This is a genomic window from Desulfuromonadaceae bacterium, from assembly GCA_019429445.1.
GTDB lineage: Bacteria > Desulfobacterota > Desulfuromonadia > Desulfuromonadales > JAHYIW01 > JAHYIW01.
Genome location: JAHYIW010000014.1, coordinates 41,009 through 65,024, shown reverse-complemented (window position 1 = coordinate 65,024; position 24,016 = coordinate 41,009). Strand labels below are relative to the sequence as shown.

Below are 24,016 nucleotides of genomic sequence, written 5' to 3'. Positions count from 1 at the left end.
TTGGCGGTTATTGTCAACCGGAATCGTGATCACGCGTCGAGCAGTTTTTTAGCTACGGCCAGAATCTGCGTGGTCTGAATCGGTTTGGTGATATAGTCGTTGGCACCAAGTGCCAGAGCCCGATCACGGTCCTCACTGGCCCCCTCTGTCGTCACCATGACAATCGGGACATCTTTGTAGCCAGGATTATTCCTGATCAGACTGACCAGTTTTAAACCATCCATAATCGGCATATTGATATCGGAAAAGATCAAATCGAACTTGTCGCTCGACAATTTTTTCAATCCGTCAACGCCATCTCCGGCCTCGGTAATCACAACCCCGCGAATCCGTTTCAGGGCAAATACGATCAGCTGCCGCATGGTTGGCGAATCTTCAACTACCAGAACTTTATATGTCAACATCCGCGCCTCCCTCTACTTCGTCATTAAATCGATAAAGCCTTGAATTGTCGACAACTTGCGTTCTGACTCGGAATAGAGCTTGGACGAAAAAATCGCCGTGGCGGCATGGCCGGCCAAGAGTGTGAACAGTTCAAAATCAACATCGGCAAAACGGCTTTTTTGTTCAAACAGTTTATACAAAACAATTACGCCGATGACGTGCTCTTTGATTTTCAAAGAAATACACACGACCGGATGTTCAAGATCGCGATCATAGCCTTCCATATCATCAATAAAATAATTATCGCCGGCCTTTGCCGTTTTCCCGATAATGCCATTCCCTAAAGCGATCGACGGAAAGGCCCCCAATTCCAGACCCTCGCAGGAAACGGCGGTCAGCTTGTTGGTCTTTTCATCAAGGAGCATAATTCCGAATTCTTCTGCGCCGATAAGGTTAATCACAATCTCGGTAATGATCTGGAGGACTTCGCGGAAATCAAGTGTGGAGTGGAGCTGATATGATGCAATATAGAGGTTTGCCAACATATTGTTTTCTGTTTCAATGTCCACATAACGGTTGGCAAAATCTATATTTTCATCTTCAACCTGTTTAATTCGATCCAGGATTTCCTGTTTTTCACGTTCAAGCTCAGCGATTTTAAGTTTCATCTGCTGTGAATCGGGAGCAGAACCCCCTTCTGCAGAATTTTTAAAAACGTCCTCAAGTTCAATCAGACGAAAACGCAATCGCTCGTTTTCCTTCAGCAGGTCCTGAGTAAAATCGGCACCCTTTTTAAATATCTGAAGAAACTCTTCCGCCTTATGGGCTATTTTTTCATCTTTATCGGGCATCACAACTCTCCAAAATCATATGCGTCATACATCAACATTCTGTCCCCGGTTTCAGGTCAACATTATACAAAATGATCGGTGATTACGACAATAAAACACCTGTCAGTAACCACATTTGCTTAATATTTCCTCGCTTATTTGTGCCAACGGTTTGACCCAGTCGACCTTGCCGGTGGCGATGGCTTCTTTCGGCATGCCGAAGACAACACAGGAATCTTCAGATTCAGCCAGTGTCAGTCCGCCATGTTCCTTGATATGAGCAGTGCCCAAAGCACCATCGTTCCCCATCCCGGTCAGAACCACCCCGAGCAGGTCGGAACCAAACACTTTAACTGCGGAATTAAACATGATATCGACAGAGGGGACATAACGCTGACCGATCCTCGCCTCACTGACCACGGCAACGACATCGTTCTGATGTCGTCGAAACTCCAGATTCTTCCCCCCGGGGGCGATAAGCACCCGACCTGAACGCACAATATCTCCGGCTTCCGCTTCCTTGATTTCCAGAGGGCAATATTTATTCAAACGGTCTGCAAATGATTTGGTAAAACCGGGAGGCATATGCTGGGAGACCGCAAAAAAAACATCGACAGGGTTCTTTATATTCGAAAAAATCGCTTGCAGCGCCGGTGGCCCTCCGGTAGATGCACCGATGACCACATGATTGATTGCATTTTTATTCGTCCCGCGATTGACTCGCGAATGACTGGAGAAGGTATCGCTCTGATCTTTGCTACGCGCCGCCCGTTTGAGCACTTTAAGCATATTGGCGTTGGCGGCTTCATGAATTTTACTTACCAGATCATCTCTGATATTGAACAGTTCCGGTGAAATCCGGGACGACGGTTTTGAGACAAAATCGACCGCACCGAATTCGAGAGCCTTAAATACATTGTCATTATCAGAACGCGCCGACACAACGATCACCGGAGTCGGCCGATTTTGCATGACAATGCGTAAAAAAGAAAACCCGTCAAGTCGCGGCATTTCAAGATCAAGTGTTATCAGGTCAGGTTTCAGGTCGAAAACCTTGCGCAGCCCATCTTCGCCGTCGCAAGCGTAGTCAACGACCTCAATGCCGGGAATAGACTCCAGCATTTTGATAATCGTCCGCCGGTTGAACGCCGAATCATCAATGACGAGAATGCGAATTTTGTCTGTCATCGCGTCATCACCATTTCCTGCAAAGGTTTTGGTCGTTGATACACCATATCATGCTTGAAATGTCGCAACTGAAACAGGTTGGTTACCTTGATTAAGGATTCGGAATGTCCCAGCAACAGAAACCCTTCCGGATGCAACCGTTCGTAATAATTTTCCACGACGCGTTTTTTTGCGGCCACATCAAAGTAGATAATAACATTGCGGCAGAAAATAACATCCATCTTGCCCAGCAGCGCAATGCGCGCCGAGTCAAAAAGATTTAAATGGCTGAATGTGACCAACTTCCTGACGCGATCAGCAACCTTCGACTTCCCCCCCGGCTCAGGGAGAAAATAACGCTGCTGATAATCTGGAGAGGTCGAACGAAATGACGACGCGCCATAGATTCCTTCGCGCGCCAGGCGCAGAACCCGATGACTGATATCGGTACCGATGATATCAATGTGCCAGTCGCTAAACTGAGGCATATCGAGAAGCAGCATGGCAATTGAATAAGGTTCCTCGCCTGACGAACACCCCGCGCTCCAGATGCGCAGGCGTTTCGTGCCCGTTTTCAACTTGCGTTCACTTATTTCCGGCAAGATCTCGTCGGTAAATGACTTGAGCTGGAAGTCTTCCCGAAAAAAATAGGTTTCATTCGTGGTCAAAGAATCGACGACTTCAGCAAATTCTTTTTCTTTGTCCTGACCGTAGCGCAACATGTAATAGTAGTCGCGAAACGATTCCAGCTTATGATGTTGAAGCCGTTTTGTGAGACGTTTTTCGAGCAAATATTTGGTTTCAGGAGTGAAGTGCAAACCACAGTATTGATAGACAAGGTCCTTCAACAGAACAAACTCGTCATCGCTCATGGGAATATCAGGGGCAAACAAAATCATAGGTTACAATCCATGAGCTGCTTTTAAATTATCGATCAACGACAACAGCTGTTCTCTTGCTAACGCATCCTGCTCACGTTCCAGATATATGGTCAGGATCGACAGCGCCTCGTTCCCTGCCAATTCAGCGAGGGCGCGATAAAGAGCGGTTCTGACTTCCACGGAACGATGTGCGGACAACAGAGTCGATTTGGCAGAGAGCACATCTTTTTGAGCGTTGCGCACCAGACCGTGAATCGCGGCGATCACCACTTCATGATCAGGGTGTTCAAGGGCCTGGGTGAAAAGATCGTTAACCTGCTCCGGAACGATTTTTTCAACTGTATCAAGCACGGCGATACTCACCAGACCGACAGGATCAAACAACAGCCGCTCAATGACCGGCAGCTGTGCTGCGCCGCCGATCAGTCCGATCGCGCGAACTGCCGCAGAGCGTACCCAGACATCATCGTCAGCCAATGCCAGTTTCAAGGGGGACAAGGTGACAAGGTCGGCGCACATGCCGAGCTTCTCTACAGCCAATCGACGCACGCCGGCATCTTCATCCATCAGCGCCAATGCTATTGCCTCAATCGTCGTTTCATCACGCGAAGGAGTGAATGCTCGAACTGCTGCCTGTCTGACCTGGGGGGAGACATCCTTTAATGATTCCAGTAGAACTTCAGTTGCATCGACACCCCCCAACCTGCCTAACGCGGCGACAGCCGCCATGCGTGTAGCGGCATCAGCATGGTCGAGACACGTGCGAATTTCTTCCAGAGCCAGTTGCGTATAGGCTCCGCCCAGACGGATGACCGCCTCGGTCGCTGCATCCCTGACCCGGTCGACTTCGTCTGAAAAAAGGTTTATAAGGGACTTTAATGCATCGGCGTCACCGACCTTCCCCAACGCTCCGGCGGCAATTTCACGTAATTGTGGATCGGACGAGGAAATCGCTTCGAGTAATAATGGCACCCCTTTGCGATAGGCCGTTTGTCCAAAAAGATAGGCGATATATGACTGCTTCGTGACATCGACCTGCAACCAGATTTCAGCCAGACGTTCTGCGCCGTCACTGCCAAGAGCCACCAGTGCCTTGAATGCATTATCCTGAACCTCTTCATCAGACAACAGATCGAGAAGCTTTTCGGCATTATCACAATCACGTAAAAGCCCCAAAAGGTTAACGGCCGAACGGCGAATTTCTCGTTTATTGTGGCTGAAAAAGTTACCGAGTGTTTGTGCCAGAAGACGCGAATTGTTGACAGAAAGGTTGCTGTCAAAATCCGCACCGCACCGTTCCACCAGTTGCTGTAATGCCACGATAGCGGCCTCACTGGCGTTCGCCGGTCCGGAGATAATACCCTCCATCAACACCGGAAAAGCTTCGGCATCACCAACGCGCCCCAGACATTCAAATAACGGCTTGCGCAGCAACTGATCATCTTTGTAGGGGAGCAACTCCGCGATCGCCACCGGTCGGCCGATACGCCCGATTGCCTCCAGAATCGTAAACCGGGACAGCAAATCGGCGCTCTCCATTGCGTTCAGGAGTGCAGGTACGGCAGCGTCTGAACCGATATTCCCAAGATTTTCAGCAGCTGCCGCGCGCACATTTTCATCTGGATCTCGCAGGGCATCAATCAATGCAGAAGTACAATCAGAATCAGATATTCCGCCAAGAATATCGATAGCAAACTTTCGCACATCGTGGTCAGCGCTGTGGGTTTCAGCAATCATCCGCCTGGTCACGACCGAACCGAGACGAATAAGAATTTCAACCGCCGCATTTCGCAAGCCGGCATTGTCCGATGAGTACAGTTGTTCGACAACTTTTCCGGCGCTCTGATCAACGTCGGTCCGCTGCAGGTACAATTCAACAGCCTGTTTGCGAACGCGCCAGCTCGAATCGCCCAAAGCCTGCAATATCAGTTGCAATGCAGCGTCCGTATCACCGGCAGGCAAGCGCCGCAAGGCATCAAGTCGCGTTTCCTCATCAGCGGAGGCAAGCATTGTTTGCAATTCAGTCCATTCCGTCACGAGGTCACCTGTCTTTGTTGCCCTGCATATCAAGGATTCTCTGTTTCAAAAAACGTTTAATCTCTGTTTCAAAAAAATCCTCACGGCCTTGGACATCTTTGCTGATTCGTTCCGCAAACAATCGACGTCCTTCGGCGAGTTCTTCGGCAAAGATTTCCATGAAGCTTCCGTTACGGATCCCCTCCTCAACCCGCGACTGGTTATACAGGGCAATATCGGAAACAATAATCCGCGCCAAGCGCCGCGCACGAGCGATGTCCTGATCAGGAATATCTGTCGCCAACTCATGTTCTTCGGCAGACTGGATACGCTGGTTCATTGCGCCAATGTCGTTGTATGCGGGGATATCCTGGTTCTCCACAGCCACCGTTCCCTCGACCTGAAGCTCCGCAGGGCGTTTCATATGGGCCTGCGTTACGCCCAACTGGATACGATTCAGCATCGGCACCAAATCGTCGGAAAGATGGTGTTTTTCTATATAGCCGTCAGCGCCATAAAGATTATCAGGGCGTCGCTTGTAAGCCATTTTATTGTATACAGAGGAAAGCAATATTAACGTGATTTTCTCAAGACGAACATTTTCGCGAATTTTTTGTACCAATTCAAAAGCAAACAGTCCCGGTAGCGCAACATCGATCAGCACAACATCCGGCACTTTATTTTGAACCATTTCTAATGCAACATTGCCATCATTGACAACGTCATAGCTGATTTGTCCCTGTTTAAGAATCTCGCCCACCGCCGCGCACAACAAAGCATCACCATGAGCGACCAGCACCCGAAAAGGAAAACTCCTGGCAGGGGAAACTTTCCCATTGTCCTGGTTGCCAGTTGCAATTTTGAAAACCTGACGACACTTGGCACATCTCAATGTAACGCGTTTGTCATTGAGCTTATTACGGTCAAGGCGATACCGTGCATGACATGAAGGACAACTGACTATCATTCAACAGACCTTTAAGCGGATAAGGCGGACATTAGGAAACGACCGAATGATCGTTTATAAGTTCCAGATTGATTTTTTCATTTGAGGTAAGGATTTTCTCCAGATCGAGCAACATCACCAGATCATCACTGCGCCGACAGACGCCGAGAAAAAAATCAGCTCCCCTGCCACTGAGGTAATGCGGTGCCGGCTGAATCTCACTACGTGTATAGCGACGTACCTCCAGCACTTCATCAACGATCAAACCGATAATCCGCCCGGTCAGTGAGCAAATAATGGTTCTGGTTTTACGACTGTTTTCGCGCACCGGCTGATCAAAGCGCTTGCGCAAATCAATAATCGGGATGACCGCACTGCGCAGGTTAATGACCCCCTCGATGAATGCCGGTGCCTTGGGGACCGGAGTCAGGCGCTGCGGTCGAATAATTTCACGGATTCGCATGATATCAAGGGCATAGATCTCAGCGCCAACATGAAAACACGCCAGCTGTACTTCCTGAGAATCTATCTGTTCATTTTGCGGGAATGTCGACATATTCACCTTTGTCATTACCTGTCAATAAAACGTTGAATCGTCTCAATCACCATGGCAGATTTGAACGGCTTGGTGACATACCAGTCAGCGCCGACCTCTTCGCCACGCGCCATATCTTCACGGCTTTTTTTGGCGGTAAGCATAATGACCGGGATATCGCTGGTCGCAGGATTTGTTTTAATCCGTCGACAAATCTCAAAACCATCAATTTCAGGGAGCATAATGTCGAGCAGAACAAGGTGAGGAGGGTCTTCCTCGATGGCATCAAGTGCCGCCTGACCGTTTGTCACGCCACGCACTTGATAGCCTTTTGAGGTGAGCAAAATACTCTCCAGTTTGAGCAAACTCTCTTCATCTTCGACAATCAGAATCTTTTGTTTTGCCATAACCCACTCCTTCCGGAAATTAATCCCTGTCTATGGTTATTACGTTATTCAGATTCAGGAGGATGATCATTCGATCCTGACTTCTGCCAACCCCGTCAAGCATATCACGATCCAGCCCGGACAACACCATCGGCGGCGGCTCAATTTCATCGTCTGCCAAGCGTACCACCTGGGTGATACTGTCGACCAGCAAGCCAACAATTTTATTTTCCGTTTGACACACGATAATGCGTGTTGCGGCTGTCGCTTCAACCGCCCCGAGCTGCAACCTGCTCCGCAAATCGTAGACCGGGACAATCTTGCCACGCAGAGAAATCAGGCCAAGAACGAACGACGGAGCATTGGGGACTTCTGTTACTTCGCGTGGCTTGCATATTTCGTCGATCGTCTCAATGTTTAATGCATACTCTTCATCAGCCAACGAGAAGGTCAACCACTGCCGAACATTCTCGTCGACACTGTGCACATCGGTCAAGGCACGAAGATAGCTGTCTTCGGTTGCCAGCTGAATATCAGGGGTTTGACGAAACAATTCGTCGAGCGGATTGACCCTCGACAACGGCAACGCTTTACCGCCCCCGGCATCATGCACTGCCCCGGTCTCCACCCCGTTTACAGTGGCAACCTGGCTTTTGGGTGACACGTCCGGCTCAACGCATAGTTGCGGCGCTTCCACCCGCAGCTCTGCTCCGTTGGGAGTCGCCTGCACTGAAGCTGATTCACGCGCACTCTTGCGTACCGGGGACGCAGGATCCTGAGCACCTGTTTTGGGCTGACTTTTTGCTTTTTTTCTGATTTTAGCCAGATCCATTCGTTGCCCCCGCTCAGTTCCAGATACCGGATAAATCGAGCTCGCGCATCACAGCTTCCATAATCTCCACATCGATCATTGTCGCCTCGCAGCCGAAGCCTTCGAGCAATGCCAGGGATGCCGCATGATTAATCTTGCGCGGCACACCCTGAGCGTAAGTATAAATGACTTCGACCGCAGGCAAGGTGAAGAAACCGGCAGATCCACCGACCACAGACAAACGAAAGTCGATATATTCAGAGGTTTCTGCCAATGTCAACGGTTTGAGATCATATTGCATGCCAATACGCTGTCTTAACGGTTCGTAAGCTCGATGCATAAGCCGTTTCCGCAATTCCGGTTGTCCCATCAGGACAACGCTCATCAGGTTTTGATCATCCAGTTGAAAATTGGTCAGCAACCTGATTTCATCAAACGTCTCCTTGTGCGGAATAAGTTGCGCTTCATCAATGATGAGTACCGGACAAATCCCTCGTTGATAAAGGCTGAACAGCTCACCACCGATCTGCTCAAGCAGATCCGTTTTGAACTGTGAGGGCTCTGCGATGTCAAGCCGGATCGCCAGCGTCCGTAAAAATTCCATCGGCGTCAGGCGTGGATTAATAAAAAGCATGACCCGGTAGCTGTCATCCAGCTCGTCCATCAATGCCCGTGACAGGGTTGTTTTGCCACAACCGATTTCTCCGGTCAACAGAATCAGGTCGCGTTCTTCGACAGCATAGAGCAACCGTGCCAGAGCCTCTTGATGTTTGCTCCCATGATAGAGAAAGCGTGGATCGGGCGTTTTGCTGAACGGCTTTTCGGTAAATCCGTAAAAATCTTCATACATGGATCGAACCATCACCACGCAATGTATCAGACAGCAAACCACCGACATCGAGGACCAGAATCGTTTTTTGATTCCCCATATCCGCGGCCCCGGCAACCCCGCGAACAAACGACAGTACGGAACCGAGTGACTTGATGACCACATCTTGCTGCCCGATCAGCTCATCGACAACGATCCCCATCCGCTTTTCTGCCAGACCGACCACAGCAATAAACAGCCGATCACTGCTGTTCTTCTTTTCTTCCAGGTTAAAAACATGCCCCAGGCGCAGCAGCGGCAAAGTAATCTTGCGTAACTCAACCACCTCTCGCCGTTCAATCGTCCGGATATCACGGCGTTCGATCATGAGTGTTTCAAGGACTGAATTAATCGGGATCGCGTAGGTGCGGCCACACACCTTGACAATCAGCGCTTTGATAATGGCCAGGGTAATCGGCAACGTTAACAACATGGTCGTACCTGCATCTACGGTACTGTCAATCTCGATCATTCCCGACATATTGCCAATATTTGTTTTCACGACATCCATGCCGACACCGCGCCCGGACAAGTCACTGACCTCATCCCGGGTGGAGAATCCGGGAGTGAACAACAAGTCAAAGATCGCATCGCGCGACATAACAGTATCTTTGCCGATCAACCCCTTCTCGATCGCCTTGCTGTGGATCAGGTCGGGATCTATGCCACGCCCGTCATCACTGATTAAAATAACAACATGATTGCCACGCTGCATCGCCTGAAGCTTGATCATCCCCTTTTCCGGTTTACCCTTGGCGACGCGCTCTTCCGGTTTTTCAATACCGTGATCGATTGAGTTGCGAATGATATGCATCAACGGGTCGGAAAGGTCCTCGACAATCATTTTGTCGAGTTCAGTATCGCCACCAAGGGTTTCCAGCACCACTTTTTTACCATGTTCGTTTGCAACCCGCCGAACGATACGCGCCATTTTTTCAAATAACTGACCGACCGGAACCATCCTGACGTCCATAACGCCGTCGCGGAGTTCATCAAGTCGGCGTTCCAGCGACCGGGTTGCCTTCTGCAACTCGCCACCAAGAGAATCATCTTGAGCGCGTAATTGATCAGCAATCGTCGCAATCGCTCCTTTGGCAAGGACCAAGTCGCCAACGATATTCATCAGGTAATCGAGCTTGTCGATATCGACGCGTACGGTACGACTGATCGAACGCGCAGAGGCGTCACTGCCCGCCTCCGCACTGTCAACGGTGCTTGGTGAAGAAGCGGGCGAAACGGCAACAGCTTGCGCAGTATCCGCGAACGCTTGTGACGGCTGTTCATCTCCCACCGGGATCACTTCAATTTCATCGTGTCCAAGGAGAGCCACCACTTCATCACGGTTGATGCGGGTGCCATAAAGAAGCTGAAATGCAATTTTATCACTGAAATCACCGGAGCTCGGCAACGTGCTGATAATTTCACCCTGCTGTTTCAGTAATTCTGAAATTTCTGATAAATCCTGATCGAAACTACTCAGATTGAACACGGCATTAACACGAAAAAGATGTCGCTTCTGCTTCAGGTTTTCGAGGAGACGATGCTCTTCATATTCGGTCAGAACATCGAGAATCTTTGCATCGACACCGCATGTCGTCAGCAGTGCCTCGTCGGGATTCGCAGGTGCCTTGCCGAGCGCCGCAATACGCGACAGCACGGTGGTCAAATCTACGGTAAATGATTCGTTTTTTCCTTTACCATGGACAATTTTTAATAAAACTTCGAGGGAGATGAACAGGGTATCAATCAGTTCAACGGTCAGCTGCACTTTGCCCAGCCGTAAACCGTCGAGTAAATTTTCCATATGATGCGACAACTCGCCGATATCATCGAAACCGACCATACCGGCCAGCCCCTTCAGCGAGTGTGCTCCACGGAAAATTTCATTCAGCAACTCGGGGCTGAAGTCAGCGCTCTCCGCGCGATCAGCCAAAGCGATAAGATCAAGATTCAGTTTCTCAATAATCTCTTCAGCTTCCGCGAGGAAATCATGAACTGCACGGGATGACTTAATTTCTGACACCGTCAGCTCCTAGCCCAGATATTTGTTGATTAATGATTGCAACTCAACCGGCGAAAACGGTTTAACCAGGTAGGCATCAGCACCGAGCGCCATCCCCTTTTCGCGATCTCGGTCGCTCCCTTCAGTACTGACAATAAAAAGCGGGGTTGTTTGATAGTTCGGGTTTTTTTTGATAAAACTGACCAGCTCAAGCCCGTTAATATCCGGCATATTGATGTCGGTAATAACCAGGTCGACTTTTTCCTGTGGCAAAATGCGCAACGCCTCGAAACCGTTGGCGGCCTCAATCGTCTCATAATTGCCCATGGCACTGATCGTCGAAACAATCAACGATCGCATTGTGGCAGAATCTTCTGCAATCAGTATTTTTTTAGCCACCAGCGACATACTCCTGTTGCAAATTAATAATCATTAGACAGCGTTTCTGTTCTGCATGCGTCGTTCCATCACAGCTTTTTCCATCGCCAGTCCCGCCTGGGAAAGAAAGACTTCCAGCGCTTCGGTGTCACCGATTTTTTTCTGCCCAGGGAGGTTATCACCGTACAACAACGCAACGACCCGCCCTTCGCTGACCAATGGTCCCAGAAACACTTCCTGCGGGTCGTCACCGCCCAGCTCATTGATCAGATACTGATCCCATCGACAGGGAGTGAGACGGGTCTTGACCGGTGTCATACTGGAAACAATCTGGTTGAAAACTGATTCCTCGCCGCGGACAATGCGCATTTTACGCACGCGAACGTCGGCACTTTCACCGTTCAACTCAATACCGAACTGCCCAAGACCGACAATCTCCTGTTCCTTGACCAAAAAAATCACTGCCCGGTTCATCAGCTCACTGGCAAAACGCAGAACGAGCAAAATAATGCCGCCACCCAGGGCCGGATTGTTTAATTCCTGCAACATTCCCTTGAGCAGGTGCAGGCCCGGCGATTCGGGTCCACGCTGCGGCAGTGACGATGGTTCGTCGTCACCAAATTCGAGCATTAATTCGGCACCGATATTGATCATCCCGGCAGGCAGTGTCGATGCCGCAGCGGTTGTTCTTAAATTAACATAAGCGGTCGCCAGGGCTGCAATCTGGCGCTGTCCCTGTATTTGTTGCAACTGGTCCTTACTGGGTTTTTCAAGAATTGCCCGGGCCCCCAGTTCACGCAAGCGGGCCGCCGCTTCAGGATTCTCGTAATCGGTCATGACCACGAGATCCAAACCATGATGACGGGCACAGACAACTTCCAGCAATTCAAGGCCACCGAGCAATCCACCACCGTCAACCCGGGGCATGATCATATCAACCAACAGCCGCGGCTTACCCCCTTTGGCGATCAGTGCATCCAGTCGTGTCTCAAATTCAGCGGCGGTCCGACAACCGATAACCTCAAAACCGTGGACCCTCAACTGTTCGGCAAGCATCTCAATCGTTAGGTCATCATCGTCGACAATCAACATGGTTTTACTGGAAGCACTTTTTGCATCGGACGAGGGTGCTGTCGAAGCGGAAAGATCTTCATCAGCCGTTGCTGGCGGCAGTTCCTGCTCCGGTGAAGAATCCACGGCTGCCGACGCGTCGTTATCACCCTCACCCAGCAATGTGCCAAGATCGATTTTTGATTCAACAACCTCATCCTCAAGAGCCCCCCCCTGATGACGTTTCTCATCAAGGATGCGGCTCCCCTCCATCGCCAGCCATTGGGGGTTCAACCCTTTGTCGAGGATAAATTGCAGCGGGTTAAACCGCGTCGCTTCCTGCTCTTGCAAATCGCCCAGTTCAAAGGAAAATGTACCTTCCATCCACCCGAAAAAACTGTAAACAATACGCTCTATCTGCTCGCGAACCGCTTCATTAATGGCATCGGCGGGCACTCCGAAACGCTCGGCCAGAATGCCACCAAGACGAACATCCGGCGTTTCTTCGTGTTGCACCTGAATGGCCTGCTTGAGCGTATCAAGATCGACAAGTTCTTTACGCAGCAGCAAATCCCCAAGATTCTCACGAATGACACTTGATGTCGCGCGCACCACTTCGCCATTGTTAAACACGACGGTGCCTTCGCGTTCACGGCTCTGTAACGCCAAAATACCCGACTTGCGACTCAGACTGACAATCTGCAGAATGTCACCCAAACCGAGGTCTTCAAGATTTCCAACCAGACTCATGCAAAACTCATTCAGGGTTGTCGATCACAGGGTCTGGCACGTGTCGCCTCGACCCAGGTTGATGCCAGTAAAATACAGGTAAATATAGCGGACGGCTTGGGGAAAGTAAAGCATTATTGCCTATTTATTGCGTTCCCGGTCACGGAAGATCAGTCGAATCGGCACGCCGTCAAAACCGAAAGCTTCGCGAAATTTATTTACCAGATAGCGTTCATATGAAAAATGGACCCCTTTCGCACGGTTAGCAAAAATGATAAACGTGGGCGGTCGAACTGCCGACTGGGTCGCATAGTAGAATTTCACGCGTTGTCCCTGGAAAAATGCCGGCGGATGAGCATCCTCGGCTTCCTTGAGAATCCGGTTCAGCTCGGGCGTGGAAATTTTCCGGTTAAACTCCTCGGCGACCGATTCAACCAGATCCATAATCTTCGCCACGCGCTGACCAGTGACGGCAGAGATAAAAAGGATCGGAACGTGAGCCAGAAACTTGAATTTAATGCGTAAATCTTCTGTATATTTCTTCATCGACGAATTGTCTTTGGCGACCAGATCCCACTTATTGACGAGCAGAATAATGGCTCGTCCCTTCTCATGGGCATACCCCGCAACGGTCACATCCTGGTCGGTAACGCCCTCACTTGCATCGATCAGAACGAGTGTGATATGAGCCCGTTCCATCCCTTTTAATGCCTGGATAACACTGAACTTTTCAAGTTTTTGACTGACCTTGCCCTTGCGCCTGATACCCGCCGTATCGATCAACACATAGCGTTTTGAATGATACTGAAAGGGGGTATCAATAGTGTCACGGGTGGTCCCGGCGATCGGGTTAGCCACCACGCGCTCATAGCCAAGCATGCGGTTGACAAGTGACGATTTACCGACATTCGGGCGACCGATGACGGCGATTCGCGTTTCACGTTCATCTTCCTCGATCACCTCCGGAGCTGGCAGCAACTTCATCAATTCATCAATCAGATCATTGATCCCGTAGCCATGCTCGGCCGAAGCGGGCAAAACTTCTGCAACACCGAGCGAGTAGAACTCACCCAGCGCGGGTTCAAGCCCACCGCCGTCGATTTTATTGGCCACGTAGAGCACCGGTTTTTTGACTTGACGCAAGATGGCCACGACATCTGTATCGGAGGCATTCAATCCCTCGCGTCCATCCATCAAAAAGATGATGACGTCAGCTTCCTCGATCGCCAACTGCGATTGCTCACGCATCTGCGTCAGGAGACGATCGCGTGAGGCCGGCTCAAATCCGCCGGTATCAATCAGCATAAAAGGTTTTTCGTGTTTGGTCACTTCGGCATAATGACGATCACGGGTAACCCCAGGAAAATCTTCAACGATGGCACGGCGACTGCCACAAAGACGATTAAAAAGGGTCGATTTGCCGACATTCGGACGCCCAACAATAGCTACAACTGGCAACATGTACTTTTCTTTCTCGCCAAACACTTGGCAATATCTGTTATTTGTAGCCAAATTCCTGACGTAATCGTGCGGATTCGGTCCAGTTCTTTTGAACCTTGACGAACAATTCCAGATAGACCTTCGAACCGATAAAACGTTCGATGTCATGCCGCGCCGCTGTCCCGATGGCACGAATTTTCTCGCCACCTTTACCCAGCACAATCCCTTTGTGCGAAGCCCGCTCAACAATAATCTTAACCTTGATTTCGATCAGCGCGCGATCAGTTCGTTCAGTAAAACTCTCTACGACGATCGCAACCCCATACGGAATCTCTTCATGCGTTTGTTTCAACAACTGTTCACGAACCATCTCGGCAACGATAAAACGTTCCGGCAAATCGGTCAGAATATCCTCGGGGTAATAGCGCGGACCGTCTGGCAAGCGCGAACGAATCGCCGCGAGTAGCGTGTCGACCCCCTCACCGGTATGTGCTGAAAACGGAATAATTTCCGCAAATGAAAACTGTTCTGATAATTGCGCAATCATCGGCAGCAACTGCTGGCGTGGGATACGGTCAATCTTGTTGATTCCAAGCAATACCGCAGCCCGCCTTCCATCCAGAATCTTGAACAACTGGTCGAGACGATCCAGACCGGGGCGCTCGGCATCGATGGTCAGCAGGATCATGTCGACATCGGCACAGGCATCAACCGCTTCTTCGACCATGAAGCGGTTCAGGTCATCTCGCGCCGGATGAATGCCGGGGGTGTCAAGAAAAAGCGTCTGACTTGCTGCGTCAGTCAATATCCCCAGGATACGATTTCGGGTCGTCTGCGGCTTGTTCGATGTAATGGCAATTTTCTGCCCGAGAAGGCGATTCAGCAACGTCGATTTACCGACATTGGGACGACCGATAATCGCCACAAAACCTGATTTAAATTGATGATCTGTCATGGTTCACTCCACAGCCGTCGGGCTTTGTGTGTCGAAAAATATTTATGCGTCGCGCAATTTCTGCACAGTGAGCAACGCCTCCCGGGCAGCAACCTGCTGCGCCAATTTTTTTGAACGACCACTTCCAAAACCGGCGCGTTGACCGTCGATCAATACCTCGATACCATACCTTCGGTCATGATCGGGGCCTTCGATTTCAATCAGTCTATACTCCGGCGGTTTTTCCCCTTGCGCCTGCAAAAGCTCCTGTAACCGGCTTTTACTGTCAACACTGTCGGCTGATTGTGCAACACTATCGATAATCAACGGTAAAAACAGGCGCGCGGCAACCGTTGTCAATGCCTGCCACCCGCCATCGCGAAAGATCGCGCCGATCACCGCTTCAAGTGTATTCGCCTGAAGACTGTCTTTGTCTGGTCCGCCACTTTTGCGTTCACCACGTCCCAACAACAGGGATTCCCCCAGCTGCAACGTGCGTGAAACCCGGGCCAGACCGACTTCACTGACAAGTTCGGCGCGTACCCTGGTCATTTCGCCCTCGCTCAAAGAGGGCTCAATTTCGTAGAGGCGTTCACCGATAAACAGATCAAGAACCGCATCCCCCAGAAACTCCAGACGCTCATTGTCGTCAGGAGCCATGTCCGCTGGCTGTTCATTACGAAACGATTTGTGCGTCAGCGCCGTTTTCAGGAGCATTGAATCGTTAAAACGGTAGTCCAGTCGTTCCTGTAAAGCAGCGATTGCCGAAGTTATATCCATCCTCTATCCCACCTGTCTGTCATCGACTGCAAACGATTTGAGAGTATAACTGAATCTCTATTTATTATCAATATTTAGCGACACGCTTACAGGATTTTCCTTGATCTTTGCCACAGCGCTTTTCTATAATGTGAAGATTGATTTTTTGACAAAATCCGGTGACGCACAAATTTTCAACAGACCTCGTTTTTTCACAAAATCCAGGGTCAACTCCTGATGAAAAGTACTCTTTCACAGTCAGCCAACTATGTCTTTTTTTATTACATTTGAAGGGAGCGAAGGTTGCGGCAAGACCACACAATCGCAACGCCTCGCCGAACATCTGCGCGCCAGCGGTTATCCCGTCCTGACCACCCGTGAACCGGGGGGATGTGTTATTTCCGACGCCATTCGTTCAATCCTGCTCGATGCCGCCAATACCGCCCTGACCCAGCGTTCGGAGCTCCTCCTCTACGCCGCAGCGCGGGCCCAGCATGTCGACGAGATCATTCGTCCGGCGCTTACCACAGGTACGATTGTCATCTGTGATCGCTACATCGATGCAACAGTCGCTTATCAGGGGCACGGACGGGGGCTTGATCTGGATTTGATCGGCGACCTCAACCGCCTTGCAACCAACAGCGTTGTTCCCGATCTGACCCTGCTTCTTGATTTTCCGGTCGCAGCAGGACTCCAGCGAGCTCGCGCCCGCAACGCACAGGCCGAGGGCGACAATGAAGATCGCTTTGAACGTGAATCCCTCGCTTTTCATCATCGTGTCCGCCAGGGGTACCTCGCGCTGGCGGCGCAGCACAAACGTTTTCAGATCATTGATGCCGAAGGTTCTCCGGCACGCATCGCCGAGCATATTCGACAGGTTGTCGACAACGTCATCTCAACCCGAGGGACACCATGACATTCGCCCAGATCCTTGGCCACGAACGGCAAAAAGACCTGTTACGTCGTGCCCTGAAAAGTGATCGGCTGGCCAATGCCTACCTCTTTACCGGCCCCGACGGAATTGGCAAGCGACTGGTGGCATTAGCCTTGGCGCGTGCGGTATTCTGCCCGGCTCAAGGGTGCGGTGACTGCCCGGCCTGTCGCAAAATTGATCACGGCAATCATCCCGACCTCCATGTCCTTGAAGCTGATGGAGCCAATTTCAAGATCGAGCAAATCCGGCTTTTGCAAAAAGAGCTGGCCTATCGTGCACTAGAGGCTTCACGCAAGATCTGCCTGATTGAAGCCGCCGACAAACTGAACCGGTCATCCGGCAATGCCTTGCTCAAAACGCTCGAAGAGCCGCCCGGAAACGCCATTTTTATTCTGTTAACCGCCTACCCTCAACGGGTGCTGCAAACGATTCGTTCCCGCTGTCAGCCACTCCCATTCAATCGCCTTGCCGCTGTCCAACTGGAAGATGAGCTCCGTGTCCAGCTTGACTTGAACGACGAGGAAAGCCACATTCTTGCCGCACTTTCGGAGGGCAGCTTCAAAAAAGCACTGGGCAAGGATCGTGATCTTTATCTTAATGAGCGGCGTGAGCTGATTCAGTCGCTGGTGATGTTGTCGTCCGGCAGTATCCTGCCAATTTTCGCGTTGGCGGAACGACTGGCGGCGGACAAAGATCGCCTGCCTGAAGTTCTGGAGATTTATCAGGCATTTTATCGTGATGCGCTGTTGCGCCGACATAATGGAGCCGCACAGTTTATCAATATTGATTTACGTGCTAACATAGAGACCGTAGCGGGAAAACACAGCACTCTGGAGCTACTCAACAAACTCGTTGCAATTAAAGAAACCCGTCACCGTCTCGAACGCAATGTCAACCGCCAGCTGGCGATGGAAACCCTGCTCTTGCAGCTGGTGGCCTGACGGGACGATCAACAAAGGATTGCCATGATACGCCTGGTTACTGTCAAGTTCCGCGACGCGGGACGACAATATGATTTTAATGCGCAAAATTTTCGCTTTGGTCGCGGGGATAAAATCATCGTTGAAACTGATCGCGGTCGCGCCCTCGCCACGGTTGTTGTTCCCCCTCGCGAAATCGCCGATGAAGAAGCGCCAGAAAACTTGAAAGCCGTCCTGCGCCCCGCGACTGCGGATGATCTGACGATGGCTTCCGGAAATACGGCTCGCGAAGAAGAAGCTCAGCGCTACACCCATAAACGCATTCAGGAACGTAACCTGGACATGAAACTGGTGCGCGCCGAATATCTGTTCGATGGATCAAAAATCATCTTTTATTTCACTGCTGATGGCCGCATCGACTTTCGCGAACTGGTCAAGGATCTTGCCCACCATTTTCACACCCGCATTGAAATGCGCCAGATCGGCGTACGCGATGAAGCGAAGATGATTGGTGGACTTGGTGTATGTGGGCGAGAGTTGTGTTGCTGTTCCTTCCTGACTGAATTTACCCCGGTCTCTGTCAAGATGGCGAAAGAGCAAGGGTTGGCGCTTAATCCGGGCAAGATTTCCGGCCAGTGTGGGCGTCTTCTCTGCTGTCTCAGCTACGAGTACGAAACCTATTGTGATCTCAAAAAGGGGCTGCCAAAGAGCGGTCGCAAGTTTGTCTGGGATGGGCAGGATGCCATCGTGTGCGACACCCATATCCTGCAACGCACAATTACCCTCTTGCTCGCTGATGGTACCCGTGTCGAGGTTAGCGCAGAGCAGTTCTCTGCCGGAAATGCCCCTCCCTGTGCGGACAAACACCGCTCCGGCAAAGAGTCCGCTCACACCTGTCCACGACATCAGAAGCACACTGAATCACCAGCGGGGACAACTTCCGTCCCCCCCTCCGCAGAAAGCAATCAGACGCTCGAAGGTGATGAACCTCGCCATCAAAAGGACCCGCTTAACGGCGACACGGACGGTGATAAACCACAACGGCGCAATCGCAGCCGTAATCGTCGCAGCCGTCGCTCAAGCAGCGCCGAGGGAGGGACCAAGGAACAAGAGATAAAACGCCAGCAACCTCCCCCAAACAACACCCCGCCCGCCGCAAAAGCCGGTGAATCACAGGGGCAGACAGACAGGAAAAAACGTATTCGTCGCCGCGGGCGTCGCCGCGGGCGGAGCGACAAACCGGATTCTGGAGATAAATAATGGACAAGCATTTTTACGTCACCACCCCGATCTATTATGTGAATGACGTCCCTCACATTGGCCACGCCTATACCACTTTGGCCTGCGACGCAATTGCCCGTTACAAACGTGCTCGCGGTTACAAAGTATTTTTTCTCACCGGCACCGACGAGCATGGCCAGAAAGTCGAAAAAGCCGCCCACGCTCAGGGTGAGACGCCTCTCGAATTGGCCGACCGGGTGATGAAACGCTACCAGTCGCTGTGGGAAAAGCTCAATATCACTCACGACGACTTTATTCGCACCTCTCAGGAACGACACAAAAAAGGGGTTCATCACCTGTTTAAGCTCATTCAGGGCAAGGGCGATATTTATCTCGGCGAATACGAAGACTGGTACTGCACTCCCTGTGAAACCTTCTGGACTGAAAAACAATTGATGGATGGCAGTTGTCCTGATTGCGGTCGGCCGACGGACAAACTCAAGGAAGAGTCTTATTTCTTTCGGATGAGCAAATATCAGGACCAGTTACTCAAGCACATCGAGGAGAATCCGGATTTCATTCAACCGCGTTCCCGCCGCAACGAAATCCTTAGTTTTATCAAAGAAGGTTTACGTGACCTGTCTATCTCCCGCACCTCTTTCTCCTGGGGGATTCCGGTTCCGGGGGATGAAAAACACGTCATCTACGTCTGGTTCGATGCGCTGAGCAACTACATTACCGCTCTCGGCTATCCTGACCAGGAAGGTCATTACGGTACATTCTGGCCCGTCGACGCACATGTTATCGGCAAGGATATTCTGCGCTTCCACGCGGTTTACTGGCCGACCTTCCTGCTCGCCGCAGGGATTCCATTGCCGAAAAAAATCTTTGCTCACGGTTGGTGGACGGTCGAAGGTCAAAAGATGAGCAAGAGCCTGCGTAACGTTGTCGAGCCACATATGCTGGTCGACAAATACGGGGTCGATGCGATCCGCTACTTCCTGCTGCGTGAGGTTCCGTTCGGTCTCGACGGCGACTTCTCTCATGCGGCGCTGATACATCGCATTAATTCTGACCTGGCCAACGATCTGGGAAATCTGCTCAGCCGTACGACCGCCATGCTCAACAAATACTTTGACGGGGAATTGCCGGCGCCAGGCGAACTTGCAGAGATTGACCGCCTCTTGCAGGAAAAATTTCCGGCGGCAATTACTTTAATCGACCAGCAAATGACCGAGATGGCCTTCAACAAAACGTTGCAGACGATTTGGGAACTGGTCAGCGCAGCGAACAAATATATCGATGAATCCGCCCCCTGGACGCTGGCGAAAGATGCATCACAACGCACACGACTGGGGACAGTGATGTATAACCTTCTCGAAGGGGTACGCCTGATCGCGATGCTGATCGCACCGTTCATGCCGGGGAGTGCCGCCTCAATCCTCACCACCCTGGGGTGTGACGGAAACGATGTTACGCTTGACGGGAATGATCACTGGGGTGGGTTGCAGCCAGGCACCAGAATTGCCAAAGCTGAGCCGCTTTTTCCGCGTATTGAGCACGAGTAGCCGTCACTTCGCAGGTGACAGCAGCTTGCATGTGAACCGACCACAGGGGACGTTTCAGCGTCCCCTGTTTAACCCCGCTATGGAACGCTAACGATGAATCGACCTGTTCAATTGACAGACACCCATGCACACCTTGATGGAGCTGGCTACGACGCGGACCGCGCGGCCGTGATCACGCGCGCCACCGCTGCCGGGGTCACGCACATCCTTACCGTCGGCTGCGACTTGAAGAGTTCACAGGCTGCTGTGGAATTGGCAAGGAGCACCCCGCACATCTATGCCGCAGTTGGCATTCACCCCCACGATGCAGCAACGGCCAACGCAGAAACTCGCGCCGCATTGCAACAGTTGATCGTATCATCTGACAAGGTTGTCGCGGTCGGCGAGATAGGGCTGGATTATTATCGTGACCGCGCACCGCGCGCCATTCAGCGCAACTGTTTTCGTCACCAGATCGCGCTGGCCAAAGAGGTCAATCTTCCGCTCATTGTTCATGATCGTGACGCGCACGACGATGTGTTGACCATGTTGCGCGAAGAAGACGCGGCAGCGGTCGGCGGTGTACTGCACTGTTTCTCTGGTGACATCGCCATGGCTCACGCCTGCATTGAGATCGGGTTTTACATCTCTTTCCCCGCAACCATCACCTATCCGAATAACGACGCACTGCGCGCCGTGGCGCGGTCGATTTCCACGGATCATCTGTTGATCGAAACCGACTGCCCCTATCTGTCACCGCAAAAATTTCGCGGTAAACGCAATGAACCCGCCTACCTACGTTACACTGCGGAAAAACTGGCTGAGATCAAAGGGCTGTCGCTCGCCGACATCAGCCGCATCACCAGCCTTAACGCCTATCGCCTGTTTGGTATTGGTGACATCGATCAATCGGCGCGGATAGCTTACGCCATCCGCGATTCCCTTTATCTGAACATCACCAATCGATGCACCAACAGCTGTGCTTTTTGCGCCAAATTCAAGGATTGGACTGTTAAGGGGCATCAGCTCAAGCTGGAGCGTGAGCCGTCGGTTGCCGAGGTACGCGCCGCCATCGGCGATCCGTCCCGTTTTCGCGAAGTAGTTTTCTGCGGCTACGGTGAACCACTGTTGCGGATTGATCTGGTCAAGAAAATTGCCGCCTGGCTCAAGGAGCAAGGGTGTAAAGTGCGGGTCAACACTGACGGCCAGGCGAACCTGGTTCATCAGCGCAATATTCTGCCGGAATTGCACGGGCTGATCGACACTGTTTCGGTGTCTCTCAACGCTGCCGATGCCGCGACGTATCAGCACTGGTGCCGTTCGCGTTTCGGTGAACAGGGTTACGTCGCGGTTAGGGAGTTTCTGACTCTGGCGAAGGCGCATATCCCCGAGGTGGTTGCAACCGCGGTAGCCCTGCCCGGCCTCGATATGACGGCATGTCGTGCCGCGGCAGACGAGATAGGGGTGGAGTTTCGCGCCCGCGAGTATAACGAACTCGGATAAAAATTGCGCGCGGTCGGATCCGCAATAGTGGCCACGGTATAAGCCGCCACTGCTCTCCGCTCTCCGCTCTCCGCTCTCCGCTCCCAGCTCCCCGCTCCCCGCTCTCCGCTCTCCGCTCTCCGCTCTCCGCTCTCCGCTCTCCGCTCTCCGCTCTCCGCTCTCCGCTCTCCGCTCTCCGCTATATCACGACTCGTCTTTTTCCATTTGCAGGCGACGCCGGTATAGCCAGTGAAACCAGACGCAGGTTAAGAGCATTGCGGCACATCGTCCCGGCACGTGATCCGTTAAGCGATCCCCGTAACGATCCCAGCGTTCAAGCCAGTTCAACTGATATTGAGCAAAGGATATGTGCCGTCGAAAATTACTCCGGAGATCGGCATACAGCGCGATCTGCCACGCCTGCTGTCGCACGTACCCCCCGGTACGGTACCAGAGCGACCAGCGCCTTCGCCAGCTCATCCGGGCGGTCAGCTCACCAATCAATCCAATGACCGGAAGCAGCCGCAAGCGTTCGGTTTGATCCTGACAACGATAAATATCGGCGGCAGCAATGAAAAAATCGTTCCAGCCAATCGCTGCAAAGTTCATGATCAGGGCGTTCAGTGTCTGCCGCTCATACAGCCCTTCCGTCTCGAAACGTCGTGCCGAGGTAGAAATTTCAGCATCAAACAACATCCACTGTCCCACCCCGCGAATTTTATCCGCCAGGCGTGTATCTTCGAGCACCGGCAGCGTTTCGTCAAACGCACCCAGCTCTGTGAAAAAACTTGCTCGCAACATCAGCCCCTGATCACCGTGGGTGCACCCGCGACGATCAAGCCGCGCCTTGCAGGCATAATAGCTGTAGGGCAAGGAAGGTGCAGCGGTGCGGCGTCTGAACAGCAGCGGGAAGTGCCCGGCAATACGTTCAGTTTTGGCAGCAGCAATCGCTTCGTTGAGGGCAAGCTCCGCCCGGTACAACGCATTTTCGTCCGCAAAACGAGAGTCGACATGCAAAAACAGCAGGGTTGCTGCCTGCGCGGCACGCGCCCCGGCATTCAGTTGCCGCGCCCTGCCCCGCTCACAGGCGAGCAACCGGCAGGGGAACGGCAGCGTGGCACCGAGTTCGAGTACACGCTCCCGTCCGGCGTCGGTCGAACCACCATCACAGATCAGCAGTTCAAGGGAGCTTCCACGTTGCCCCGCCAGAGAGGCAAAGAAGCCTGGCAACTCAGCAACATCATTGAGCAGGGGGACGATGACAGAAAGGACAGGGGGTGGTACCATGGCGGCTACTCTCCGATGATCTTGACCAGCACCCGTTTGCGCCGTTGACCATCGAACTCACCGTAAAAAATCTGCTCCCACGGTCCGAAATCGAGCTTGCCGGCGGTTACCGCGACCACAACCTCGCGCCCCATAACGGTGCGTTTAAGATGAGCGTCACCATTATCCTCGCCGGTCAGATTATGTTGATAGCGCGATAATGGCTGATGCGGAGCCAGCTCTTCGAGCCAGCGTTCAAAATCAGCATGCAGACCGTTTTCGTCATCGTTAATGAAGACCGAGGCGGTAATATGCATGGCATTGACCAGACACAGCCCCTCGTGAATGCCGCTGTCGTGCAAACATTTGGCGATCTCTGTGGTAATATTAAGAAAACCGCGACGCTGCGGTATGTTGAACCAAAGTTCTTTACGAAATGATTTCATCGATAAACTCCGGCTTGCGGTCGTATCTCGATTCAGCTATTTTACGACGACTTAAAACAGGCTGAACAGCGCACGTAAAAAAGG

The 24,016-nt window shown here is 51.8% G+C and carries 23 protein-coding genes; 5 read left to right on the top strand and 18 right to left on the bottom strand.

Going from position 1 to position 24,016, the window contains the following annotated elements; all coding sequences use genetic code 11:
• Nucleotides 1-29: 29 nt before the first annotated feature.
• From K0A93_07505 to rnc, 16 genes are all read right to left on the bottom strand, one after another.
• Nucleotides 30-404, bottom strand: a complete 375-nt coding sequence (locus tag K0A93_07505; GenBank protein ID MBW6511947.1) for a response regulator — start codon at nt 402-404, stop codon at nt 30-32.
• A gap of 12 nt (nt 405-416) precedes the next feature.
• Nucleotides 417-1,235: a GAF domain-containing protein gene (locus K0A93_07500; GenBank protein MBW6511946.1), complete on the bottom strand. Its 819-nt coding sequence runs from the start codon at nt 1,233-1,235 to the stop codon at nt 417-419.
• Nucleotides 1,236-1,337: 102 nt separating this feature from the next.
• Nucleotides 1,338-2,402: a chemotaxis response regulator protein-glutamate methylesterase gene (locus K0A93_07495; protein ID MBW6511945.1), complete on the bottom strand. Its 1,065-nt coding sequence runs from the start codon at nt 2,400-2,402 to the stop codon at nt 1,338-1,340.
• Nucleotides 2,399-3,280 (bottom strand): protein-glutamate O-methyltransferase CheR, encoded by an 882-nt coding sequence (locus K0A93_07490; GenBank protein ID MBW6511944.1) that lies wholly within the window; start codon nt 3,278-3,280, stop codon nt 2,399-2,401. The genes K0A93_07495 and K0A93_07490 overlap by 4 nt, the downstream gene beginning before the upstream one ends.
• A gap of 3 nt (nt 3,281-3,283) precedes the next feature.
• Nucleotides 3,284-5,299, bottom strand: a complete 2,016-nt coding sequence (locus tag K0A93_07485) for a HEAT repeat domain-containing protein (protein MBW6511943.1) — start codon at nt 5,297-5,299, stop codon at nt 3,284-3,286.
• Nucleotides 5,300-5,303: 4 nt separating this feature from the next.
• Nucleotides 5,304-6,245 (bottom strand): zinc-ribbon domain-containing protein, encoded by a 942-nt coding sequence (locus K0A93_07480; protein MBW6511942.1) that lies wholly within the window; start codon nt 6,243-6,245, stop codon nt 5,304-5,306.
• A gap of 31 nt (nt 6,246-6,276) precedes the next feature.
• Nucleotides 6,277-6,780: a chemotaxis protein CheW gene (locus tag K0A93_07475; GenBank protein ID MBW6511941.1), complete on the bottom strand. Its 504-nt coding sequence runs from the start codon at nt 6,778-6,780 to the stop codon at nt 6,277-6,279.
• A gap of 14 nt (nt 6,781-6,794) precedes the next feature.
• The gene (locus K0A93_07470; protein ID MBW6511940.1) at nt 6,795-7,166 is read right to left on the bottom strand and encodes a response regulator; all 372 of its coding nucleotides are present in this window, start codon (nt 7,164-7,166) and stop codon (nt 6,795-6,797) included.
• A 19-nt stretch (nt 7,167-7,185) separates the two neighbouring features.
• Nucleotides 7,186-7,977: a chemotaxis protein CheW gene (locus K0A93_07465; protein MBW6511939.1), complete on the bottom strand. Its 792-nt coding sequence runs from the start codon at nt 7,975-7,977 to the stop codon at nt 7,186-7,188.
• 13 nt (nt 7,978-7,990) lie between these two features.
• Nucleotides 7,991-8,806 (bottom strand): AAA family ATPase, encoded by an 816-nt coding sequence (locus K0A93_07460; GenBank protein MBW6511938.1) that lies wholly within the window; start codon nt 8,804-8,806, stop codon nt 7,991-7,993.
• Nucleotides 8,799-10,847 carry a chemotaxis protein CheA gene (locus tag K0A93_07455; protein ID MBW6511937.1) on the bottom strand — a complete coding sequence of 683 codons (2,049 nt, stop codon included), beginning with the start codon at nt 10,845-10,847 and terminating at the stop codon, nt 8,799-8,801. Before K0A93_07455 ends, K0A93_07460 begins: the two co-directional genes overlap by 8 nt.
• Nucleotides 10,848-10,856: 9 nt before the next feature.
• Nucleotides 10,857-11,234 (bottom strand): response regulator, encoded by a 378-nt coding sequence (locus K0A93_07450; GenBank protein ID MBW6511936.1) that lies wholly within the window; start codon nt 11,232-11,234, stop codon nt 10,857-10,859.
• A gap of 24 nt (nt 11,235-11,258) precedes the next feature.
• Entirely contained in the window at nt 11,259-13,004 is a 1,746-nt protein-coding gene (locus K0A93_07445; GenBank protein MBW6511935.1) for a response regulator, read from the bottom strand.
• A 120-nt stretch (nt 13,005-13,124) separates the two neighbouring features.
• A complete protein-coding gene (gene der, locus K0A93_07440) occupies nt 13,125-14,444 on the bottom strand; it encodes a ribosome biogenesis GTPase Der (GenBank protein ID MBW6511934.1) in 1,320 nt (439 codons plus the stop codon).
• Between the two features lie 37 nt (nt 14,445-14,481).
• Nucleotides 14,482-15,378 (bottom strand): GTPase Era, encoded by an 897-nt coding sequence (gene era / locus K0A93_07435; protein MBW6511933.1) that lies wholly within the window; start codon nt 15,376-15,378, stop codon nt 14,482-14,484.
• A gap of 42 nt (nt 15,379-15,420) precedes the next feature.
• Nucleotides 15,421-16,137 (bottom strand): ribonuclease III, encoded by a 717-nt coding sequence (gene rnc / locus K0A93_07430; protein ID MBW6511932.1) that lies wholly within the window; start codon nt 16,135-16,137, stop codon nt 15,421-15,423.
• Between the two features lie 247 nt (nt 16,138-16,384).
• On the opposite strand from rnc, the gene tmk reads away from it, so the two are divergent.
• From tmk to K0A93_07405, 5 genes are all read left to right on the top strand, one after another.
• Nucleotides 16,385-17,032: a dTMP kinase gene (tmk, locus tag K0A93_07425; GenBank protein MBW6511931.1), complete on the top strand. Its 648-nt coding sequence runs from the start codon at nt 16,385-16,387 to the stop codon at nt 17,030-17,032.
• Complete coding sequence (gene holB / locus K0A93_07420) at nt 17,029-17,991, top strand: DNA polymerase III subunit delta' (GenBank protein ID MBW6511930.1); 963 nt, start codon at nt 17,029-17,031, stop codon at nt 17,989-17,991. The genes tmk and holB overlap by 4 nt, the downstream gene beginning before the upstream one ends.
• Before the next feature lie 24 nt (nt 17,992-18,015).
• A complete protein-coding gene (locus K0A93_07415) occupies nt 18,016-19,230 on the top strand; it encodes a stage 0 sporulation family protein (GenBank protein MBW6511929.1) in 1,215 nt (404 codons plus the stop codon).
• On the top strand, nt 19,230-20,759 hold the full coding sequence (gene metG, locus K0A93_07410; protein MBW6511928.1) for a methionine--tRNA ligase: 1,530 nt from the start codon (nt 19,230-19,232) through the stop codon (nt 20,757-20,759). Before K0A93_07415 ends, metG begins: the two co-directional genes overlap by 1 nt.
• Before the next feature lie 93 nt (nt 20,760-20,852).
• Nucleotides 20,853-22,241 (top strand): YchF/TatD family DNA exonuclease, encoded by a 1,389-nt coding sequence (locus K0A93_07405; protein MBW6511927.1) that lies wholly within the window; start codon nt 20,853-20,855, stop codon nt 22,239-22,241.
• Between the two features lie 183 nt (nt 22,242-22,424).
• Here the strand turns inward: K0A93_07405 and K0A93_07400 are convergent, their stop codons facing one another.
• Together K0A93_07400 and K0A93_07395 are read right to left on the bottom strand one after the other, a co-directional pair.
• Complete coding sequence (locus tag K0A93_07400; protein ID MBW6511926.1) at nt 22,425-23,507, bottom strand: TIGR04283 family arsenosugar biosynthesis glycosyltransferase; 1,083 nt, start codon at nt 23,505-23,507, stop codon at nt 22,425-22,427.
• A 5-nt stretch (nt 23,508-23,512) separates the two neighbouring features.
• On the bottom strand, nt 23,513-23,932 hold the full coding sequence (locus K0A93_07395) for a secondary thiamine-phosphate synthase enzyme YjbQ (GenBank protein ID MBW6511925.1): 420 nt from the start codon (nt 23,930-23,932) through the stop codon (nt 23,513-23,515).
• Between the last annotated feature and the right edge of the window lie 84 nt (nt 23,933-24,016).